General features: G+C 56.4%; 19 protein-coding genes. 8 read left to right on the top strand and 11 right to left on the bottom strand.

The features are described from left to right. Genes QOM10_RS19885 through QOM10_RS19875 form a run of 3 tightly spaced genes read left to right on the top strand, consistent with a single transcriptional unit; the run spans position 1 to position 3,499 of the window. Complete coding sequence (locus QOM10_RS19885) at positions 1-666, top strand: YjbF family lipoprotein (RefSeq protein WP_150776625.1); 666 nt, start codon at positions 1-3, stop codon at positions 664-666. Further along, positions 666-1,424, top strand: a complete 759-nt coding sequence (locus QOM10_RS19880; RefSeq protein WP_160042564.1) for a capsule biosynthesis GfcC family protein — start codon at positions 666-668, stop codon at positions 1,422-1,424. Before QOM10_RS19885 ends, QOM10_RS19880 begins: the two co-directional genes overlap by 1 nt. Beyond that, entirely contained in the window at positions 1,421-3,499 is a 2,079-nt protein-coding gene (locus QOM10_RS19875; protein ID WP_316916824.1) for a YjbH domain-containing protein, read from the top strand. The genes QOM10_RS19880 and QOM10_RS19875 overlap by 4 nt, the downstream gene beginning before the upstream one ends. 886 nt (positions 3,500-4,385) lie before the next feature. Here QOM10_RS19875 and QOM10_RS19865 read toward each other — a convergent pair. From QOM10_RS19865 to QOM10_RS19855, 3 genes are all read right to left on the bottom strand, one after another. Further along, a complete protein-coding gene (locus QOM10_RS19865) occupies positions 4,386-5,780 on the bottom strand; it encodes an undecaprenyl-phosphate glucose phosphotransferase (RefSeq protein WP_007950006.1) in 1,395 nt (464 codons plus the stop codon). A 392-nt stretch (positions 5,781-6,172) separates the two neighbouring features. Then, on the bottom strand, positions 6,173-6,805 hold the full coding sequence (locus tag QOM10_RS19860) for a transcriptional regulator (RefSeq protein WP_150751270.1): 633 nt from the start codon (positions 6,803-6,805) through the stop codon (positions 6,173-6,175). Positions 6,806-7,084: 279 nt separating this feature from the next. After that, on the bottom strand, positions 7,085-7,825 hold the full coding sequence (locus tag QOM10_RS19855) for a winged helix-turn-helix domain-containing protein (RefSeq protein WP_316916823.1): 741 nt from the start codon (positions 7,823-7,825) through the stop codon (positions 7,085-7,087). Positions 7,826-8,332: 507 nt separating this feature from the next. Here QOM10_RS19855 and QOM10_RS19850 point away from each other — a divergent pair. Beyond that, complete coding sequence (locus QOM10_RS19850) at positions 8,333-9,166, top strand: undecaprenyl-diphosphate phosphatase (protein WP_099756770.1); 834 nt, start codon at positions 8,333-8,335, stop codon at positions 9,164-9,166. On the opposite strand, the gene QOM10_RS19845 is transcribed toward QOM10_RS19850, so the two are convergent. Then, entirely contained in the window at positions 9,167-9,586 is a 420-nt protein-coding gene (locus QOM10_RS19845; RefSeq protein ID WP_316916822.1) for a DUF2388 domain-containing protein, read from the bottom strand. Positions 9,587-9,613: 27 nt separating this feature from the next. Continuing rightward, positions 9,614-10,609: a tRNA dihydrouridine(20/20a) synthase DusA gene (gene dusA / locus QOM10_RS19840; protein WP_316916821.1), complete on the bottom strand. Its 996-nt coding sequence runs from the start codon at positions 10,607-10,609 to the stop codon at positions 9,614-9,616. A 160-nt stretch (positions 10,610-10,769) separates the two neighbouring features. Here dusA and QOM10_RS19835 point away from each other — a divergent pair, with 160 nt between their 5' ends. Further along, the gene (locus QOM10_RS19835) at positions 10,770-10,925 is read left to right on the top strand and encodes a DUF4113 domain-containing protein (RefSeq protein WP_410479172.1); all 156 of its coding nucleotides are present in this window, start codon (positions 10,770-10,772) and stop codon (positions 10,923-10,925) included. Between the two features lie 69 nt (positions 10,926-10,994). Here the strand turns inward: QOM10_RS19835 and QOM10_RS19830 are convergent, their stop codons facing one another. Beyond that, positions 10,995-12,230 carry an ATP-binding protein gene (locus tag QOM10_RS19830; RefSeq protein WP_316916820.1) on the bottom strand — a complete coding sequence of 412 codons (1,236 nt, stop codon included), beginning with the start codon at positions 12,228-12,230 and terminating at the stop codon, positions 10,995-10,997. A gap of 1,216 nt (positions 12,231-13,446) precedes the next feature. Here QOM10_RS19830 and QOM10_RS19825 point away from each other — a divergent pair. Continuing rightward, positions 13,447-13,809 (top strand): DUF6124 family protein, encoded by a 363-nt coding sequence (locus tag QOM10_RS19825; protein WP_316916819.1) that lies wholly within the window; start codon positions 13,447-13,449, stop codon positions 13,807-13,809. Positions 13,810-13,896: 87 nt separating this feature from the next. Here the strand turns inward: QOM10_RS19825 and QOM10_RS19820 are convergent, their stop codons facing one another. From QOM10_RS19820 to QOM10_RS19810, 3 genes are all read right to left on the bottom strand, one after another. Beyond that, the gene (locus tag QOM10_RS19820) at positions 13,897-15,312 is read right to left on the bottom strand and encodes an amino acid permease (RefSeq protein WP_316916818.1); all 1,416 of its coding nucleotides are present in this window, start codon (positions 15,310-15,312) and stop codon (positions 13,897-13,899) included. Positions 15,313-15,436: 124 nt separating this feature from the next. Continuing rightward, positions 15,437-16,489, bottom strand: a complete 1,053-nt coding sequence (locus tag QOM10_RS19815; RefSeq protein WP_316916817.1) for an ornithine cyclodeaminase — start codon at positions 16,487-16,489, stop codon at positions 15,437-15,439. A gap of 50 nt (positions 16,490-16,539) precedes the next feature. After that, positions 16,540-17,574: a histone deacetylase family protein gene (locus QOM10_RS19810; RefSeq protein ID WP_160041163.1), complete on the bottom strand. Its 1,035-nt coding sequence runs from the start codon at positions 17,572-17,574 to the stop codon at positions 16,540-16,542. A 119-nt stretch (positions 17,575-17,693) separates the two neighbouring features. On the opposite strand from QOM10_RS19810, the gene QOM10_RS19805 reads away from it, so the two are divergent. Next, complete coding sequence (locus QOM10_RS19805) at positions 17,694-18,194, top strand: Lrp/AsnC family transcriptional regulator (RefSeq protein ID WP_316916816.1); 501 nt, start codon at positions 17,694-17,696, stop codon at positions 18,192-18,194. Positions 18,195-18,313: 119 nt separating this feature from the next. Continuing rightward, positions 18,314-18,526, top strand: a complete 213-nt coding sequence (locus tag QOM10_RS19800) for a hypothetical protein (RefSeq protein ID WP_316916815.1) — start codon at positions 18,314-18,316, stop codon at positions 18,524-18,526. A 3-nt stretch (positions 18,527-18,529) separates the two neighbouring features. On the opposite strand, the gene QOM10_RS19795 is transcribed toward QOM10_RS19800, so the two are convergent. Together QOM10_RS19795 and QOM10_RS19790 are read right to left on the bottom strand one after the other, a co-directional pair. Beyond that, positions 18,530-19,321 (bottom strand): transporter substrate-binding domain-containing protein, encoded by a 792-nt coding sequence (locus QOM10_RS19795; RefSeq protein ID WP_316916814.1) that lies wholly within the window; start codon positions 19,319-19,321, stop codon positions 18,530-18,532. A gap of 106 nt (positions 19,322-19,427) precedes the next feature. Next, entirely contained in the window at positions 19,428-20,297 is an 870-nt protein-coding gene (locus tag QOM10_RS19790) for a copper resistance protein B (RefSeq protein WP_316916813.1), read from the bottom strand. Positions 20,298-20,308 lie beyond the last annotated feature (11 nt).

Below are 20,308 nucleotides of genomic sequence, written 5' to 3'. Positions count from 1 at the left end.
TTGAATATTTTGAAAGTTGGCGTCTGCCTGATGGCGGCCTCGTTGCTGTGCGGCTGTAACCCGTTGATGAGCGCTTCGTTGAACAACCTTAAAGCGGCGGTCGTCGGCCCGGATGAAGTCGACGTGTCGGCGGCTGAAGTCGCCGGGGTCAATTACCCGCAAATGAAACTGACCACGCCGTCCGGCTCCGGGGTGCTGGCGCTGGTGCGCGAGCGTGAGGACCTGCAGTTCTGGGTCGCCTCGGGCAAACAAGTGCTGTTGCTGCGCAATGGCCTCGCCGTGCGCACCATTGGTCTGGGCCTGGAAGGCGATCTCGATGGCACGCGGCTGGCCGATGACTCGCCGTTCAAGCAAGGCCTGCACCACGTCGCGGACGGTTTTACCACGCGGCGCTGGATCGACCTTTACAAGGGTCAGGAAGTCGGGGTGATCGTCAACAGCCGTTTCTCCCGTCGCTCGGAACAGACCCTGACGATTCTCGACAAGGAATACACCGTGCTGCGTGTCGATGAACACATTGACGCCCCGGCCATTGGCCTGAGCGCGACCAATCGTTACTGGGTCGACCCGCGTGACGGTTTCATCTTGCAGAGCGAGCAGCAACTGACGTCGCAGTTGCGCGTCAAGGTTGTGCAACTGACCCCTGATCGCAGGCACCTGCCGTGATGCGCCTGAAAATGTTGTCGGCGAGTTTGTTGCTGGTCGCGAGTGTGAGTCAGGCGGCCGTCACGGTGTCGGGTGATGTCGCCAATCCCGGGCCAGTCCCGTTGCCACCGGGCGGACGCTTGCTCGATGTGATCAGCGAAGCGGTGCCGAATGCCGAAGGCTATTGGCTGGCGGGCGGCTTGCTGCGGCAGTCGCTGATTGAGCAGCAGACACGGCTCAAGGTCGGTGTGCTGTTTGATCTGGATGTGCTGCAACGCATGTCGATGCTGTTCGACCGGCCGAGTCGGGCGGCACTGGCGCAGCGCATTGCCGAACAAGTGCGGCAGATGCCGGTGACTGGACGGCAGATCGCCGACCTCGATCCGGTCGCGTTGGAGGTTGGCTTCGCGCGCAACATTCGCCTCGATGACGGCGATCGTCTGATCTACCCGAAACGTGTCGACGAAGTGCAAGTGCTCGGTGCCGTCGCCGAGCCTTGCCACTTGCCGTATCAGCCGTTGCAGGAGGCCCGTGAGTATCTGCAAGGCTGTTCGATTCTGAGCGATGCCGAAGCCGATTATCTGTGGCTGATCCAGCCCAACGGCGCTTCGCAACGTGTCGGCATCGCCCACTGGAATCGCGAGAGCGGGCACTTTCCCGTGGCCGGCAGCAAGATTCTGGTGCCGTTGAAAAATGATGATCTTGATCCGCCTCTTCCTGAACTGAATCAGCAGTTGGCCGAATTTATTGCCACGCAGCTGGCCGAGGTGGTTCGTTGAAGTTACGTTTTGCAGCTGTGTTGTTATTGCCCTGCGGTCTGGCGCATGCCGAGCCGCGCATTACCCAGAATGACTTCGGTGGCACCGGTCTGTTGCAGACGCCAACCGCGCGCATGGCCCCGGCCGGCGAGTTGAGCGTCAACGCCAACCGCACCGATCCGTACAGTCGCTACAGCGTGTCGTTGCAGCCGCTGGACTGGCTCGAAGGCTCGTTTCGCTACACCGCGATCACCAACCGGCCATACGGCTCGGAGGCCCTCAGCGGCAGTCAAAGCTATAAGGACAAGGCGGTCGACGTCAAAGTCCGGCTGTGGCAGGAAAGTCACTGGTTGCCCGACGTGGCGCTGGGCTTCCGAGATATCGGTGGTACCGGTTTGTTCTCCAGTGAATTTTTCGTCGCCAACAAGCGCTACGACAACTTCGATTTCAGCGCCGGGATTGCCTGGGGTTACCTCGGTAATCGCGGCGATATCGACAACCCGTTGGGCTACGTCAGCGATCGCTTCGATACCCGTCCGGCCCTGGAAGGCACCGGTGACGTCAACTCGGGTTCGTACTTTCGTGGGCGGCCGTCGTTCTTCGGTGGCGTGAGCTATCAGACGCCGTGGGATCGCCTCAGCCTGAAACTCGAATTCGAAGGCAACGACTACAAGCACGAGCCGAAGGACAACGAGATCAAGCAGGACTCGCCGATCAACCTTGGCGCGGTGTTCAAAGTCACCGATTCGGTCGATGTCAGCGCGGCGTGGGAACGCGGTAATACGGCGATGTTCGGCGTGACCTTTCACACCAATTTCGTCAGCCGCAAAGCGCCGGCCAAGACCTACGACCCGACCCCGGAACCGCTGCCGGCGAAGCCACCGGCCACGGCGATGGATCAGGTCAACTGGGCCAACGTCTCGCAGCGTTTGCAGCAGAATGCCGGCTACAAGGTCGAGCGCATCACGCAGCGTGATTCCGAGCTGATCGTCTATGGCGAGCAGCAGCGTTACTTCCATTCGTCCAAAGCTGTGGGGCGGGCGAGCCGGATTCTCGACAACAGCGTCAACGACGACATCGACTGGTTCACCGTGGTCAACAAGCGCTACGACTTGCCGCTGGAAGAAACCAGCGTGCCGCGTCAGACCTTCCGCGAGGTGATCAACAACGAAGAGCCACTTGAATCGCTGCACCGCACCACCGAGATCAACCCGGCGATGCCGCACAACGAGAAGACCCTCTACACCGAAGCACCGCAGCATTTCAGCTATGGCGTGGGGCTGGGCTTCAAGCAGAACGTCGGTGGCCCGGATGGCTTGCTCTATCAATTGAGCGCCGATGCCGACGCCGAATATCGCTTCAACCGCAACACCTGGTGGAGCGGTTTGCTCAGCGCCAACCTGGCCAACAACTTCGACAAATTCACCTACGACGCGCCGAGCGGTTTGCCGCGTGTGCGCACGGATTTGCGTCAGTACCTGACCACGTCTAACACCACCATGCCGTTGTTCCAGGTCAGCCATGCCGAGCAGTTGGATAAAGACTGGTACGGCATGGTCTATGGCGGTTATCTGGAATCGATGTTTGCCGGTGTCGGCGGCGAAGTGTTGTTCCGCCCGACCGGTGAGCGCTGGTCGGTGGGCGCGGATCTGAACTGGGTGCGTCAGCGCGATTTTGATCAGGGTTTTGCCCTGCGTGATTACTCGGTGGTGACCGGGCATGTCACGGCGTATACCGATTTGCCGTTCGATACATTGGCTGCGGTGAGCGTCGGGCGTTATCTGGCCGGAGACTGGGGCGGCACGCTGGACATCTCGCGCGAGTTTTTCAATGGTGTGCGATTTGGTGCGTGGGCGACGATCACCACGGCGGGCAGTGCGGAGTACGGCGAAGGTAGTTTCGACAAAGGCATCTACCTGTCGATCCCGTTCGACGAAATGATGAGCATGTCGACCATGCGCCGCGCCAACCTGGTCTGGGCCCCACTGACCCGTGACGGTGGTGCGCGACTGAGCCGCAGCTACCAACTGCACTCAATGACCGATAGCCGGGAAGGGGATATGTTTTATCGGAATTTCGAGAAGATTACTGAGTAACCGCGGATCTCCCGAACACCCTGGAACCTGTAGGCCTTCGCCTGCTCGCGAAAGCGTCCGACCAGTCGACATCACTGTTGCCTGACCCAACGCTTTCGCGAGCAAGCTCGCTCCCATACTGGATATTCATCACGCCACAAATCCCGAGCCAACCACAAATCCCTGTGGGAGTGAGCCTGCTCGCGATAGCGTCCGTACAGTCGACATCCCCGTTGCCTGACCCACCGCCATCGCGAGCAGGCGAAGGCCTACATTGGATTTTCATCACGCCACAAATCCCGAGCCATCCACAAATCCCTGTGGGAACGAGCCTGCTCGCGAAGGCGTCAGCACATCCAGCATCAATGTTGCCTGACCCACCGCTTTCGCGAGCAGGCTCGCTCCCACATTGGTTATATGTCACACCACAAATCCCGAGCCAACCATAAATCCCTGTGGGAGCGAGCCTGCTCGCGATAGCGTCCGTACAGTCGACATCCCCGTTGCCTGACCCACCGCCATCGCGAGCAGGCGAAGGCCTACATTGGTTATCTGTCACGCCAAAAATCCCGATGCCATCCCAAATCCCTGTGGGAGCGAGCCTGCTCGCGAAGGCGTCAGCACATCCAGCATCAATGTTGCCTGACCCACCGCTTTCGCGAGCAGGCTCGCTCCCACATTAGCTATCTGTCACGCCACAAATCCCGAACCATTCCCGAATCCCTGTGGGAGCGAGCTTGCTCGCGAAGGCGTCAGCACAGTCAGCATCATCGTTGCCTGACCCACCGCTTTCGCGAGCAAGCTCACTCCCACAAGTTCTTTGCATCCCTCCACAATCCACTCTCGCTCCAAATCCCAGGCACGAAAAAGGGGACTTTCGTCCCCTTGCGGTATGCAGCGCTGAACCTCAGTAAATATCCTTCGACAACAACGTAAACGGCGTCTTCACCAGGATCTTCAGATCCAGCCACAACGACCAGCTGTTGATGTACTGCAGGTCAATCTCCACACGTTTCTGCATCTTGTCGATGGTGTCCGTCTCACCACGGCAGCCGCTGATCTGGGCCAGCCCGGTGATCCCCGGTTTAATCCGGTGACGCGCCATGTACGCGAGGATTTTCCCCGAGTAGTAGTTGTTGTGCGCGACGGCGTGCGGGCGTGGGCCGACCAGAGCCATATGCCCCTGCAACACGTTGAACAGTTGCGGCAATTCGTCCAGCGAAGTACGGCGGATAAAGCGACCGACTGCGGTAATGCGCGAGTCATTGCGGCTGGCCTGCTTCACATCACGGTCATCGTGAACACGCATCGAGCGGAATTTCCAGACCTTGATCACCTTGCCATTCCAGCCATGACGATCCTGTTTGAAAAACACCGGGCCGGGCGAGTTGATCTTCACCGCCAACGCAATGATCAGCAGGATCGGGCTCAGCGCGATGATCGCCAGGAACGCCACGGTTTTCTCGACCAGACTCTTGCTCAAAGCAGCAGTAGGGCGGCTGGTCAGCGGGCTCTCGTTGAGGTAGATCGCCGGCAGACCGTCCACCACCTTCACCGAGTGATTGAGCAGGGTCAGACTGTTCAAGTCCGGCACCCACACCACGTCGACGTTGGCACCGAGCAAATCGCCATAAATCGCTTCGATTTTCGCGGCTTCACACAACGGCAGGGTGATGTACAAACGACGAATGTCATGCGCCTCGATCAGCTCCAGCAACTGTTCCTGATCGCCAACTACACGCGGTGCATCCGAACCCAGCGCAGACACATCACCATTGCTGACCAAACCTACCAACGGCAGATTTTCCAGTTGGCTGAGCTTCTTCGCCAGACCCAACGCCAGTTCGCCGGTGCCGACGATCAGCGTCTTGTGCTCGCTTTTACGCGACCGTTGGTAGTACTTGGAAAACGCATGCAGCGGAGCGTACAGAAACGCCTGACCGAGGAAGCCATACACCGCCCAGCTCAGAATCACCTGCCGCGAAAACAGCTCATCGGCCTGGCAGACAAAGGCGATGCACGCCAGCGCTGCCATGGTCATCGACCAACCCATGAACAGCCGACCGAGACCGGTCAGGTAATTGTCACGCTTGCGATACACACCGCTAAACGTATAAGCCGGCACCGACGCCAGTACTGCCAGCGTTGCACACATCCGGTAGTAGAACGCGACCGTCCCGGTGTGCTGCTCGGCGAGTATGAACAACAGTGTCACCACAAAGCCTTGTGCCAGCGCCCATTGGCCCCAAAAGGTCAGTCCCTTGAGGCCTGTGCTTCGATTGATACTTAGAGAAAGATCCATACGGTATCCCCAAAAGACGTCCATTCAGGTTTCAACAGTTGAAAGCCGAGTTGTTATCCAGACTTATTGTTTTTGTTGTAGTGAGTGCCCTGAGGTAACAACATCGATATGCCGAACTGTCGTCAGTCAATAGACTAAGTTATTGTCGGGAATGGTGTCTGACGAGTTCTAACAAGATGGCACAGTGCCAACTTTTTAATAATTAAATATAAGACTGTTAGAAAAGGTCGCAGAGGAGGGGGTGAATTAATGATGTTGTATTTGTTACTGTTGGAGGGGTGGAGGCAGGGAGTTTTTGATTTCAGGGAGGAAGATGAAGCCAAACAGAGTGCTCTTGTTGTTTTTGTAATCGCACTTTTATCTGTTTGTTCTGTTCGTGGAGGTTTTCGTGGTTATGCGACGATTTCCTGAATCAGGCAATAACCGCGGTTTCTGACGGCACGAAACAGTCGCTCACCTTGACTGGCGCTTTTGAATTTATCTTGCAAACGACTCAGGCACATTTCCAGGCCGCGATATTGTTCGGGCTCGCGACCGATGCTGAGAATCAGCTCGTCACGGCTGACAACACGCTCTTCATGGCTGAGCATTTTCCTGACCAGTGCTGTTTCCAGGCCCGTCAGACTGATCTCGACACCTTCTTTCATCAATGCACCCTGGTCAGGGTCAAGATGCCAGGTTTCATTGCCAGGCATATCACCTTCAACGGCAGGAGGCATGTTGCGGGTTTCACCGGTAATGGCCGGGACATTCTGAAAAGGATTGGCCGATTGCGCTGCCAGCCACTCGGACTCAAGCGTGGCCAATATTCGCTGAGTATCGTGTTCGATACTGCGCGCGACATTTTTCCGACTAATGCCTGGATATGTGAACTCCATCACCATTGGAGCGGAAGAGGGCGAATCAACCCCTTCAAACGAATTGAAACGTTCACTGGACAGCATGCTCTCCAGTTCGCGTTGCGACGTTGTACTGTGAGTCACGACAACAAAATATTTCCTTGGGAGGGTTGTACTAGTTTCCATGTCTCTCTCCTAAATACATACCAAAATTGGCTAAAAGAAAAATCGGCAGGCGAGCAATGACTTCCTCGGAAGTAATCGATAGGCAGGGTCTGGGCCCAAGAATGGCCCTCGATAAATTCCACTCGAACTGCTGCTATGTTATGGAGTTTTATTGTTATGGGTCGTGTTGTCGCGCTCATTCAATTGCTTGATTTCAAACAGGCGTGAAGCAGAACTGGAGCTATATGGTTGCATCAGACGATCCTTCGTACGTATGCAAATGGGATGGCTGCCCGAGAGTCAGGCAGTCGATATCAGACCCCGCAGCAGGCGATAGCCATAGCCGCGAATACTCTGAATCGCGTTTGTACCATACATCTCCTTGATTTTTCCACGCAAGCGACTGATCGATTTTTCCAGTGCTCGAGGGTCGTAGAAATTGCTGTTGAGGCCCATGATGCTGGCGATTTCATCATGGCTCAGAATGTGATTGCTGGTTTGCGCGAAGGCTTCGAGGATCTTCATTTCGGCAAACGAGATGTCGAGTTTCCGGTGGGTGTCCATCAGGCAGATGCGCGTCGGATCAAGCGTCAGGTTGATATCGCGTTGCCATTCTTCACTGTTGAAGAACTCGCCCAGCAACTCGGCGCTATCGTCGGAAAGGGTATTGAGCTTGATACAAACATCCGCGCCAGCCAGATAATATTTGATCTTGTTGAAGGCGCCACGACCGGTGATGACCGCACAAATGATCGGTTTCAAGTTGTCGCTACGCAGATTCTCGACCAGTGCAAGATTGTCTTCGAGGGCCTGTGGGCTGTCGATAACCAGGAAGATGGCTCGATACGAACCAGACTGTTCATTCAACTGATATGAACTAGTGTACGAATTGGCTTCAAGCGCCATATCGGTGCGTACATGCTGGGCGACTAGTGCTTTGAAATGTTCAGCCACGCCACGGGTACGACCCAGAGTAAGAACACCAGGTTCGTCGTTTGTCGGGCGCGGACTTCTAGTCGCTAAGTTCCCTGAGAGCATCATGCATTGACTCGAATTAAGTGCTGACATCGGGATGTTAAAGCACCGGTTCTCATCTGTGACTGACAATTGGTAACATTTGCGCGGATTTTAGACGTGTCTCGCGAGTTTTCTAACAATAATTAAGCTTTTCAAGCTTTTAGTTGATTTTCTCGGAGGGGTGAACTACTGCTTAGATGGTGGCGATATGCAATGGTGCCACTATTTTGAGCTTATTGCGATGGCTTTGTCTATGTCCATCTGCCACTGTCTGGCCATCTCTGCATAATGTGATATTGATCACACTTTATTGTCCGAGCAACTTTTTTCTGCAAAAAGGCCTAAATATTTTCTGCGTAGTTCGTCAGCCGACGATTACTAACATGGCTTGAGTGTGTCTTTTAATAAGACGTAATCTTTATGGCTGATGAACTTTTGCGTTTATGTATGTCAATGGTCTCACTGCAGATACTCAACCCCTGAGTGTTATTACCCGGTCGCTCGCCCAAAGAGCGCTCTGACGGAGGATTAATGGATTTCTGGACCCTTTTCCAGGTGTTGATATTAGGTGCGGTAGAAGGCCTGACCGAGTTCCTGCCGATCTCGAGTACCGGCCACCAGATCATCGTCGCCGACTTGCTGGAATTCGGCGGCGAACGCGCCATGGCCTTCAACATCATTATTCAACTGGGTGCCATCCTTGCCGTCGTCTGGGAGTTTCGACCGAAGATCTTCGACATCATCAAAGGCCTGCCCACTGAACGTAATGCCCAACGTTTCACCCTCAACTTGCTGATCGCTTTTCTACCTGCCGTGGTCTTGGGCGTATTGTTCGCCGATGCGATCCACGAATACCTGTTCAACCCGATCACCGTCGCCGTGGCATTGGTCGTCGGCGGCATCATCATGTTGTGGGCCGAACAGCGCAGCCATGTGATCAGCGTCGAACACGTCGACGACATGCGCTGGTCCCACGCACTGAAAGTCGGTTTCGTACAATGCCTGGCGATGATTCCAGGCACCTCACGCTCCGGCTCGACCATCATCGGCGGTCTGCTCTTCGGCCTGTCGCGGAAGGCCGCCACAGAGTTCTCATTCTTCCTCGCCATGCCCACCATGGTCGGCGCCGCCGTGTACTCCGGCTACAAATACCGCGACCTGTTCCAGCCCAACGACCTGCCAGTCTTCGCCCTCGGCTTCGTCACTGCCTTCATATTCGCGATGATCGCCGTACGTGGCTTGCTGAAGTTTATTGCCAACCACAGCTACGCCGCATTCGCCTGGTATCGGATTGCGTTTGGTTTGTTGATTCTGGCAACGTGGCTGTTTGGCTGGGTCAACTGGACCGCAGCAGCGGCCGCCTGATCACTGAGCGCTGATCAACGCCGCAACGGCGAGATCGTTTAGCGCCGAATCCGGAGACTCCAGGCGATAGCGCTGCAAGGCCGAGGTGAAATACGCGGCCTGCAGCATGCCGTCGCTGGCGAGGTAGAGTCGCGCGTCCTCTTGCTCCTCGGCGGAGTAAACGCGTTTAAAGCTTTCCGTGGTGTTATTGGTGGCAGAGAAGGGCGTCAGCAACAGCACCATGATCGACAGGCCAGAGAACTGCGTCACCTCCCACGGCGTTTCGGTCCGGCCCATACAAAAGCCGTCGCAGTGCGCATAAACGTCAGAGGTGAAGCTGAACAAGGCAGGAAAGGCGTAACGCTTGAAAGCAGAAAAACTAAACGCGGGCATAAACGAAAGACATCCTGTCAGTACAACAAAACAGCGGGCAACGCTCATGCGTCGCCCGCACACTCAAACCATCAATCAACGACCTTCAAGCAACTCAGCCGCCTGATCCAGCAACGCCAGCGGATCCTTGGCCTTGTGAATATCCACCGACAACAACTGACGGAATTTCCGCGCCCCCGGGAACCCCGTGCCCAAACCCAGCACATGTCGCGTGATGTGATGCATCGCCCCACCGGCCTGCAAATGCTCGGCTATATAAGGACGCAACTGCGCCAACGCCTCAGCCCGACTGATCACCGGCGCCGAACTGCCGAACAACTGCTGATCCACCTCCGCCAGCAAATACGGATTGTGATAAGCCTCACGCCCCAACATCACACCGTCAAACGTCTGCAAATGCTCATGGCAAGCCTCCATCGTCTTGATCCCGCCATTCAGCACAATCTCCAACTCCGGAAAATCTGCTTTCAGCTGCGCGGCCACGTCATAGCGCAACGGCGGAATGTCGCGATTCTCCTTCGGCGACAACCCCTCCAGAATCGCAATCCGCGCATGCACGGTAAAACTGGTGCACCCGGCATCACGGACAGTGCTGACGAAATCGCATAACTCCGCATAACTATCCCGACCGTTGATGCCGATGCGGTGCTTTACCGTCACCGGGATTGTCACTGCGTCTTGCATCGCCTTCACGCAATCCGCCACTAACTGCGGGTGCCCCATCAGGCACGCGCCGATCATGTTGTTCTGCACACGATCGCTTGGGCAGCCGACGTTCAGGTTCACCTCGTCGTAGCCGTGTTCCTGGGCCATGCGGGCGCAGGCGGCCAAGTCCAACGGAACGCTACCGCCTAACTGCAGCGCGAGAGGGTGCTCGGCTTCGTTGTGACGGAGGAAGCGTTCGTGATCGCCGTTGAGGAGTGCGCCGGTGGTGACCATTTCGGTGTAGAGCAGGGCGTTCTTCGACAGGAGGCGTAGGAAGAAACGGCAGTGACGGTCGGTCCAATCCATCATTGGGGCGACGGAGAAGCGGCGGGAGAGTGGGGCGGGTGTAGCGGGAATAGGGGACATTGGCGGTTCTGGATTGGGTGGGGCTGGGAGGTGGGGAGTTTATCAGGATTGAGGTTGGGCAGGGCTCCGGAAGTCAACCCGGGGGAGGTGTGCATTAGTACTCTAAGGGGATGGGATATAAATAAATCCGTCCCCTTTTTTCGCCCTTTTTTCGAACTTGATGGCGGTAATTGATCAAATCAACGAAAGGTGGGGGCGGGGAACGGTTCGTTCGGCTGTTGTTCCAGTAAATCCTGATTGGACGATGCGGCGCGAGATCATGAGTCAGAGCTTCACGACCAACCTCGATCATTTGTGGAAGGTGGCTTGCAAATAATGTTGCGACAGGATTCGAATCGGGGGCAACTATCTAATACCCCCCCTTTGAAACAGCGAGCAAAAGGCTTTAACGCGATATAGGGCGTTTCTCCACCCTTTCTTCGTTCTTTTTGAGCATGGCTCTAAGAACCATGCGATACCTCGGATCCATAAAGGCAAAGGCATCCCCTTTTGGAGAGCGCCGGACTAGGGGCCTTTCGCCTTTGGAAAGCTGTGACAACATCTGAGGTAGGTTAAGTATCGTTCCTACTGTAGACTCAGGAAACTCCTGTCGGACGAGTTCTTCAACTTCGGTGGCTTTAAACTGCTCACCTTCGCAAAGTGATAATGCATAGATGGTTTGGTTGCGGCGCCCGGCTTTTGTATCCCTTTCGTTCATATGAGACTCAACGACCGAGTAAGCGTAATACTGAGATTTTTTCAGCCAGTCGTCATCTGCTTGGCTGATGTCAGTAATAGTGATTCGCTGAGAATCCTCGCATAAAAAAGCAAGCTCTAAACAATACTCGTGAACAACCTGAGGTGCTCGATCCGTAATCCACCCTACATGTTTGAGCAAGGCAGGGAGGTCGTCGATCGCATATTTCAGTTTGTCCGAAAATCCTCTGTTAACTAAGGCATCGCACTCTGATTTTTCTAGTCGAGTAATTTCTGGTAGCTCAACCAGACGGTTTGCTACAGTTGCGTGGTGTGGTGTTTTGTAGAAGTACTCTTTGACGCCGCTGGGTACGCCAACGATCAAAATTTTGACTTTGTATTTAGAATATCGTTCGTCGTCACAGAGTATTAATAAGTCTGCCAATTCTTTTAACAAGGGTTCGGTGAATGCGGCTTCTAAATTGTCAAATACCAATATAGAAGGGTGTCCCTTTGATAATTCGTGCAAGTGTTTCAAACAGCCCTCAAATGGTTCCATTTTACCGATTTGATATTGACCGGTATGAACTAGGTCTGCTTTGGCTATTCCTGCACTTACACCCGCGGATTTAGCTTCTGTATATGCTGTTTTTTCAGTGCCTTCTTCCCTGTCCACCAAGTTCTTTAGCTCTGCTGAGATACTTCCTAGACGAGAAGCATTAGCAAGGTTGGCTACCATGAAGCTAACGCCGCTATTCTGAAACGTCTGCTTGTAAAGCCAAGATTTACCAGTTCCGCTTTCACCGTGGATAATAAGATGTAGATGGCCACGCAGAGCTGTTTTCAGCGCCTTTTCGAGATGAGGACGAGATACATACATCTCTTTGTTCACCTCTGCCAGCCGAGGCGTGAAGACTTGTTCTGGTGTCAGGTGGCTAGTAAACATTCAAAAATCCCTGTTAGGACGTTTATCCGGATGGTTGAGAGTGACGAGGGAGCCAGGTTGGAATCACTGACCACGATACACCAGTATGATGAACGCGTGCGTGCTGGTCGAAAAGCTTCCTTGTCGTTGGACCTAGGGGCCGATTTGCTATGGCATTCAAGGGGAGTGGGGGGAGGGCTCAGGGGGTGGATTCTCCTCAGCCCAACCGGTCAAATTACCATCCGCGTCCCTCCCTCGGGTCTGGACACGACCGTTCGCGTGCACGATACGACTGGATACCACACGCCCTGTATCGTCGCAGACGTGTGAGAGAACACTATCTGGCCTTACGCCGCCCATCAAAATACGCGCCTTTTCGTTATTAAGATCGGCCAGCAATTGTGCTGCGTCTTCATCGCTGAAATCTCCCGCTTGACGCTGCAAGTGAATGGTTTCTTTGATCACCTTGCTCACCTGTTCCAATGCGGTTCGCGGCGATTGCCTCAATTGTCGGATTTGCTCCCGTATGTATATTGGCATGTGTTAACTCCTTTGAGAGAACACGAGCATAGCAGGCTGCATTTTGGCAGGTTGAAGCTCAAGCAGATGAGTAGTCGTTACACCTAGTCCAAGCCTGATCTTGCACTCCGTCCCCTCGCATAAGCGACGCGCTTGCGTCATAAAATGGGCGCTGCTTGAAATTGCTACAAAGGTGAGACGGTATCGCGTGCTGGTCAAGCAGGATTGGGGTACACGAAAATTTGGGTCCAATCCATCATCGGAGCTACGGAAAGTGCAGGGTAAAGACCACTGTGCTCTATGCACTGGTGACAACATTTAAGTCGATCAGCGTGCTCGTAGAGCCATTTCAAACGGAAAAAACGTGTTTGTTTAAATGAAGCCTGTTCCTGCAGTCCTAAGCCTACACTCCCTTGCGCCTCCCCCTACACCTAAGACAGAATCCCCCGGCTTGTGCGTCTAGACCGCAGGTTCTATCGTCCTCTGGTCACTGAAAACCAGTGATCGGGTTTGGTAGCCCGCTTCGTGTCTAGATGCATCGCATCACCAAATTCAGTCCCTTTCCCAGGACTCGGATTTCATGGTGGTCATGCGTGGGGCCCATTCGTGGGCGCCGGGTTCTAGTGCGACCGGTCTACCAACCCGCGTATGGCCGCCACCCATCGTTTGGTAGCGTGGGTGATGGCTTCTTTTAGTAATCGCGCTAGAGGTTCCATCTATGTTCAAAGTAACGCCCAACCCACCAGAAACCGATCCCGCATCCCCCTACGATTCCCTCAACCCCAAAAAACTCCACGAAGCCGCCGAGCGCGCGCTCGATCACTATCTCCTTCCCGCCGGCCACATCATGGCCAGCGTCAACGAGCCCGAGCGCATGTACCTCGCTAACCCCAAGTACGATTCAGAATCCCTACTGGCCAATGCTAGCGAAACGCTGAGTTCCGCCTCGGAAATGCTCAACAACTTCGCCGCAGCACTCGAGCCCTCGCACCGCAAAACCGCTTTGGGCATCGCGCAGGTGGTGATGCTGGGGGAGTTGGCGGTGAATCAGGCGTTGGATAACGTTGAGGTAAAGGCGTAAAGCCTGTCCCGCCAGGGGCAGGTGAAATGCTCGTTCACTGATAACAAAAAAGCCGTCACTTCCAGGTGACGGCTTTCGCTTGCAGATCTAACCAAACTGACTCGCCGACTCAACCGCAGATTTCGGCTTCCTCATCCGCGTCAGCTGGTAAGCAATCGCCAACCAGACAAACCACCCCGGCATGACCATCAACGCAATCCGCGTGTCAGGCCGCAACGCCAGCAACCCCAGCACAAACCCCAAAAACGCCAACGAGAACCAAGCCATCGGCACACCGCCGGGCATCTTGTAAGCCGACTTCGCATGCAGATCCGGACGTTTTTTCCGGTAGGCAATGTAAGACGCGAGGATGGTCGACCAGGTGAAGATCACCAGAATCGCCGACACGGTGGAGACGATGGTGAACGCGGTCATGACTTCCGGCACGATGAACAGCACCAGCACGCCGACCAGCATCAACAGCGTGGTGAACGCCAGACTCAGCAGCGGCACGCTGTTGCTCGACAGTCGGCGGAATAGGCCGGGCGCGTTGTCCTGGTTGGCCAGCCCGAACAGCATGCGGCTCGATGAAAACACGCCGCTGTTGGCCGAGGAGGCGGCCGAGGTCAGGACCACGAAGTTGACGATGCCGGCTGCTGCGGGAAATCCGGCGACGAGGAACAGTTCGACAAACGGGCTCTTGACCGGGGAGACCTGTTGCCACGAGGTCACGGCAATAATGCAGGTCAGCGCGAGTACGTAGAACAGGATGATCCGCAGCGGAATCGAGTTGATCGCTTTGGGCAGGGTCTTCTCTGGCGAGCGGGTTTCAGCGGCGGCGGTGCCGATCAGTTCGGTGCCGGCGAAGGAGAAGATCGCCATTTGAAATCCGGCGAAGAAGCCGAACAAGCCGTTAGGGAACGCCGCCTGTTTGTCCACCAGGTGACTCAGGGACGCGGTGACGCCGCTGGGCGAGACGAACGAGCTGGCGATCAGCACGGTGCTGACGCCGATCAGGGTCACGACGGCAATGATCTTGATGATCGCGAACCAGAATTCCACCTCACCGAAAAGCCTGACGGTCAGCACGTTGAGGGCGAACAGCGTCGCGAGCATGCCGACGGCGGGTATCCACGCCGGTACGTCGGGGAACCAGTACTGGAAGAATCCGCCAACGACGACGGCGTCGCCGATCACCGCGACGCTCCAGCTCAGCCAGTACGACCAGCCGAGGAAGAATGCCGCGCGCGGGCCGAGGTAGGCGCCGGCGAAGTCGGCGAAGGTTTTGAAGTTGAGGTTGGACAGGAGCATTTCGCCCATGGCGCGCATGACGAAAAACACGAACAGGCCGATGATCATGTAGATGAGGATGATCGACGTTCCGGAGAGGGCGATGATCTTCCCGGAGCCCATGAACAGGCCGGTACCGATGGCACCGCCCATGGCCATTAACTGGATGTGACGATTGCTGAGCGTGCGCTGCAGCGCGGGCTGTTCAGGCAGCCCGGAAGGGGTCGATTTCATTGCAAAACCTCTTGATTTTATGTTTTTGAGTTTTGGCAGAAAGTAGGTGTCGAGCGTTCTTGTTAGAGGTGCAGCGGCTAAGCACAAGGTGAATCGCCCCCTGTGGTGGGGGCGGCGATTGCGATCAACTGACGGTGCGCAGACGCGAGGCTTTGGCCGGTTGCGGATCCAGCAATTGGAAGAGGTTTTTGATGTTGGCCGGCGTCGGCACCAGGTGGATGCGTTGGCCGATTTGCTGCGCATGGGCCAGGTCTTTCAGATAGCGCAGTGAGGAAAAATCTTCCAGAGCAAAGCCCACCGAATCGAACACCGTCACCTGCGCATCGTTTTCGCGTCCGGTGACTTCGCCCTGCACAATGCGGAAAAACTCGATCACCGGGGAGTCGGCTGCCAGTTGCTGAATGTCGCCTTCAATGCGCGTTTGCGGCTCGAACTCGACGATGACCCGGGCGTTGCGCAGGATGTCGGCGTGCAGTTCGGTTTTACCCGGGCAGTCACCCCCGACCGCGTTGATGTGCATGCCGGGCTCGATCATCTCCGGCGTCAGAATGGTTGCGTAGGCTTTGTCGGCGGTGACCGTGGTGACGATGTCCGCGCCCTTGACCGCGTCCTTCACCGAGCTGGCCAGAATCACTTCGATGTCCGGGAACGCGGCGAGGTTGTGTTTCAACTTGAGCGAAGCGTCGCGATCAATATCGAAAATGCGGATTTCGTTGATGCCCAACATTTCATGAAAGGCCAGCGCCTGAAATTCACTTTGCGCACCGTTGCCGATCAGGGCCATCGAGGTCGAATCCGGGCGAGCCAGCGATTGCGCCACCAGCGCGGAGGTGGCTGCGGTGCGCACGGCGGTGGTCAAGGTCAGTTCGCTGAGCAGCGTCGGATAGCCACTCTGCACATCGGCCAGCAGACCGAAGGCCATGACCGTCAGCAAATTCTGCTGGCCGTTGTTCGGGTGGCCATTCACGTATTTGAATGAGTACTGCTGGCCATCGTCGGTGGGCATCAACTCGATCACGCCGTCTGCCGAGTGATTGGCCGTGCGCGGCGATTTATCAAATTGCGCCCAGCGTGCGTAGTCCGCTTCGATGTAGCCGGCCATTTCGCGAATGGCGCGGCGGATACCGACCTGGGTGAACAGGCGTGCAGCATCATCGACATCAATAAAAAGCGTCATGTTCTTGTTCTCCGATCCAGTCATTGAAAGGTTGTAGAGCGCGGGCTGGCTCAGCTGCGTTTGCTCTCGAAACCGTGCAGCACGTTGACCGCATTGATGCCGATCTCATCGACCATGTAGCCGCCCTCCATGACGAACAGGGTCGGGCAGCCGACGCTGGCGATCAGTTCACCGATGCCAATGAAGTCCTCGCTTTCCAGCAGGAAGTGGCTGATGGGGTCGTCCTTGAACGTGTCGACACCGAGGGAAATCACCAGCACTTCAGGCGCGAATTGCTGGAGTTTTTTGCAGGCGTGGAGCAGGGCGTTGCGATAGCTCTCCCAGGTGGTGTTTTTCGGCAGTGGATAGTTGAGGTTGTAACCCTCGCCGACACCCGCGCCGACTTCGTGGCTGTAACCCGAGAAGTACGGATAGGACACCGCGGGTTCACCGTGCAGCGAGACGAACATGACGTCGCTGCGCTGGTAAAAAATGTTCTGCGTGCCGTTGCCGTGATGGAAGTCGACATCCAGCACCGCGACGCGTTTGGCGCCTTGGGTGATGGCTTGTTGCGCGGCAATGGCGGCGTTGTTGAGGTAGCAATAACCGCCCATGTATTCCCGCGCGGCGTGATGGCCGGGCGGGCGGCACAGGGCGAAGGCGCTGTCGTGGCCTTCATCGAGCAGGGCCAGGCCGGTGAGGGCGATGTCGGCGCTGGTCTTCACCGCTTGCCAGGTCGTCGCGGTGATCGGTGAGCCGGCATCCATGGCATAGAAGCCGAGCTTGCCGTCGATGAACGTCGGCACCTCTTCGTTGGCCAGATCGCGCACCGGCCAGACCAGCGGCAAGGCGTCGTGAGTGCGACCGGTTGCGCACCATTCGCCCCAGGCAGTTTCGAGAAAACTGACGTAGCGCTCGCTGTGTGCGTTGACGTAGCACGAGCGGTCAAACGCGCGCGGTTCGACGATCTGCCCGAGGCCGACCTGTTTGACCCGGTTGTGCACGGTATCGGCCCGACTTGGTTGCTCGAATGAGGGTTTGAGCACGCCGTCTTTCAATTCGGTGCCGTGGTGCAAACGGTGGGAATCACTGAAAACTGTAAACATTCTGCGCATCCGTTATTGTTAGCCAGTGCAAATATTCTGTTCCGGCTGGGCTGCGCTTTCTTTGCTTTGTGTTCGTGATTCAGTGGATTATTCGGGCGTTTTTACTCAGGAATGGCGGCATGCAGAAAAAAATATCCAAACGCATCAGCCTCGACGAGACCGACCTGGCGATTCTCGAGTTGTTGCAGGAAGACGCCAGTATTTCCAACGCTGAACTCAGCGAGCGGCTGTCGCTGAGCCTTACGCCGTGCTGGCGGCGGCGCAAGCGCATGGAGGAGGCCGGGGTGATCAAGGGCTATCAGGCCAATCTTGATCGTCGGATGCTCGGGCTGGATATCATGGCGTTCGTGCACATTCGTTTTTCCACCCACGCCGACCACGCGCCGGACGCCTTCGAGGCGGTGATTGCGCAATTGCCGCAGGTGGTGGCCTGCCACAAGATCACCGGCGATGCCGATTATGTGTTGCAGGTGCTGGCCGAGGATCTTGATAGCTACAGCGACTTCATCGAGCAGGTGCTGAGGCGTCAGGTGGGGATTGCTTCTATTCAGTCCAGCCTGGCGTTGCGCGAGATCAAGACCGGGAGCCGTATTGCGATTCCTAAACCGGGAAAGGATTGAACGGGCGGGCAATGCTGAACCGCTGCTGTCGATCAGCAAAGTTTCATCTTGCCGCGTGCGAAGCAGGCCTAGTCTGCTGAGACAAGATCGTCGCTGTTCATCCCGAGGGGAATCGTGCCATGCGCCTGAATGTCGTCAAAGTGCTGTTGATTGCTGCTGCAGTATCGGTGTTGAGCGCTTGTTCCGGCGCGGGTGGCTTGACCACCACCCGTTGTTTCTCCAGCGACTGTCAGTCGCCGGAGGGGCGCAACGCCAATACGTTGAGGTTCGGTGGCAACAGTATCGGCAGCAGTCTCAATCAGTACAGCTCCGGCATGCTGCATGACGATTAAGGATTACTGCGCGGCAGGTACGGCGATCCATTCGCTCAGGGTTTGCTGATACTTGCCGGTGACTTTGCTCAGATGCAGCCACTGATCAACATACAGTTTCCAACTGATGTCATCGCGCGGCAGCAGATAGGCCTTCTCGCCATATTGCATGTACTGATGCGGATTCACCGCGCACAAGCCCGGTTTGAGTTTCTGCTGATACAGCGCTTCCGAGGCGTCGGTGATCATCACGTCGGCTTTATTGTCGAGCAGTTGCTGGAAGATCGTCACGTTGTCGTGCAGGGCCAGTTGCGCCTTGGGCAGGAAGGCGTGGACGAAGGCTTCATTGGTGCCGCCGGCAGGTTCGACCAGGCGTACGTTGGGCTGGTTGATCTGTTCGACCGTCTGGTATTTGCTGACATCGGCGCAGCGCACCAGCGGAATCTTGCCGTCGGTGTCGAGGGTGTTGCTGAAGTAGGCTTTTTTCTGCCTTTCGAGGGTCACCGAAATGCCGCCCATGCCGATGTCGCATTTGCCGGCCTGCATGTCCGGCATCAGGGTTTTCCAGGTGGTTTGCACCCATTGCACTTTGACGCCGAGGCTGTCGGCCAGCGAGCGGGCCATGGCGATGTCGATGCCTTCGAAATCGCCGTCGGGGCGTTTGAAGGTGTAGGGCTTGTAGTCGCCGGTGGTGCACACGCGCAACTGGCCTTGTTGCTGGATGCTGTCGAGGTGCGAAGGGGATTCCTGAGCCTGAACGGCAGTGGCCAATGTGAGTGCACCGCAGAAGATCATTGTGCTTTTTAGAATTGTCATTGAGATCGGGTTTCCGAGAAGGAAGGGTAGCCCAGTGTAGTGAAAGGCTTTCCCGGGTGTCATCCCGCTGCGCATGCAAGACCTCTTTATTGTTCTCTAAGGGAATTCAGAACCACATCCGCACGCCGAGCACGAGCCTCGCTTCGCTGCGATCCTCACCTTCTTCGCGGGCGTAATCGGCGGTGTTGTCGTAGGTGCGGTTCCACGTCACGCCGATGTACGGCGCAAATTCGCGGCGGATTTCATAGCGCAAGCGCAAGCCGACTTCGCTGTTGGAAAGCCCGGAACCGATACCCCGTTGCGCATCGTTTTTGCCGTAGACGTTGAGTTCAGCGGTGGACTGTAGGATCAGGCGGTTGGTCAGCAGAATGTCGTAATCACCCTCGAACCGCAGCGCGCTCTGGCCACCTTCACCGACAAACGCAGTGGCCTCGGCTTCGAAGTTGTACAGCGCCATGCCCTGCAGGCCGAACGCGGCCCAAGTCTGCGGCGCGCCGGGTTTGAAGTCCTGACGCACGCCGCTGACCACGTCCCACCACGGCGAAATCGCATGGCCCCACAGCGCCTGTAGCTCGGCGTCTTCAGTCTTGCCGTTGCTGCGTTCACCTTCGGAGCGCAGCCACAGGCGATCGATGTCGCCACCGATCCAGCCCGACAGATCCCAAGCCAGCGCGCTGCCGTCGTCGGTGTCCTGCCATTCGAGTTTGTCGGCGAGGAAGTACGTGTTGATCGCGCTGTCGTGGACTTGATGGCCGCCGGGGCTGGTGAACACGGCGGCGCGGTCGGCGTCGGTCAGTGGCGGGATCGGCGTGCGACTTTCGGTCGGGGCGGCGGGCTGCATCATGCCGTCGTCCATACTTTGCATCGCGGAATGATCCATGCCGGACATCTGGCTGTGATCCATGCCCGGCATGTCGCCGGCGGCCATCGCCGAACTGCCGACCAGCAGCAAGGAAAATACGGTGAGTCGAGTCATCAGCGGCCCCT

Source organism: Pseudomonas sp. P108 (assembly GCF_032613195.1).
Classification (GTDB): Bacteria; Pseudomonadota; Gammaproteobacteria; order Pseudomonadales; family Pseudomonadaceae; genus Aquipseudomonas.
The sequence above is the reverse complement of the archived record's forward strand: the minus strand, read 5'-3'. Positions and strand labels throughout refer to the sequence as shown.

Excerpts from the sequence above, each read along its gene's own strand:
- QOM10_RS19800 (WP_316916815.1), top strand. The coding sequence starts at position 18,314 with ATGCGCCTGAATGTCGTCAAAGTGCTGTTGATTGCTGCTGCAGTATCG.
- QOM10_RS19830 (WP_316916820.1), bottom strand. The coding sequence starts at position 12,230 with ATGTTTACTAGCCACCTGACACCAGAACAAGTCTTCACGCCTCGGCTG.
- QOM10_RS19845 (WP_316916822.1), bottom strand. The coding sequence starts at position 9,586 with ATGAGCGTTGCCCGCTGTTTTGTTGTACTGACAGGATGTCTTTCGTTT.
- QOM10_RS19850 (WP_099756770.1), top strand. The coding sequence starts at position 8,333 with ATGGATTTCTGGACCCTTTTCCAGGTGTTGATATTAGGTGCGGTAGAA.
- QOM10_RS19855 (WP_316916823.1), bottom strand. The coding sequence starts at position 7,825 with ATGATGCTCTCAGGGAACTTAGCGACTAGAAGTCCGCGCCCGACAAAC.
- QOM10_RS19820 (WP_316916818.1), bottom strand. The coding sequence starts at position 15,312 with ATGAAATCGACCCCTTCCGGGCTGCCTGAACAGCCCGCGCTGCAGCGC.
- QOM10_RS19835 (WP_410479172.1), top strand. The coding sequence starts at position 10,770 with ATGGCGGTAATTGATCAAATCAACGAAAGGTGGGGGCGGGGAACGGTT.
- QOM10_RS19810 (WP_160041163.1), bottom strand. The coding sequence starts at position 17,574 with ATGTTTACAGTTTTCAGTGATTCCCACCGTTTGCACCACGGCACCGAA.
- QOM10_RS19865 (WP_007950006.1), bottom strand. The coding sequence starts at position 5,780 with ATGGATCTTTCTCTAAGTATCAATCGAAGCACAGGCCTCAAGGGACTG.
- QOM10_RS19815 (WP_316916817.1), bottom strand. The coding sequence starts at position 16,489 with ATGACGCTTTTTATTGATGTCGATGATGCTGCACGCCTGTTCACCCAG.
- QOM10_RS19860 (WP_150751270.1), bottom strand. The coding sequence starts at position 6,805 with ATGGAAACTAGTACAACCCTCCCAAGGAAATATTTTGTTGTCGTGACT.
- QOM10_RS19790 (WP_316916813.1), bottom strand. The coding sequence starts at position 20,297 with ATGACTCGACTCACCGTATTTTCCTTGCTGCTGGTCGGCAGTTCGGCG.
- QOM10_RS19825 (WP_316916819.1), top strand. The coding sequence starts at position 13,447 with ATGTTCAAAGTAACGCCCAACCCACCAGAAACCGATCCCGCATCCCCC.
- QOM10_RS19880 (WP_160042564.1), top strand. The coding sequence starts at position 666 with ATGCGCCTGAAAATGTTGTCGGCGAGTTTGTTGCTGGTCGCGAGTGTG.
- QOM10_RS19795 (WP_316916814.1), bottom strand. The coding sequence starts at position 19,321 with ATGACAATTCTAAAAAGCACAATGATCTTCTGCGGTGCACTCACATTG.
- QOM10_RS19805 (WP_316916816.1), top strand. The coding sequence starts at position 17,694 with ATGCAGAAAAAAATATCCAAACGCATCAGCCTCGACGAGACCGACCTG.
- dusA (WP_316916821.1), bottom strand. The coding sequence starts at position 10,609 with ATGTCCCCTATTCCCGCTACACCCGCCCCACTCTCCCGCCGCTTCTCC.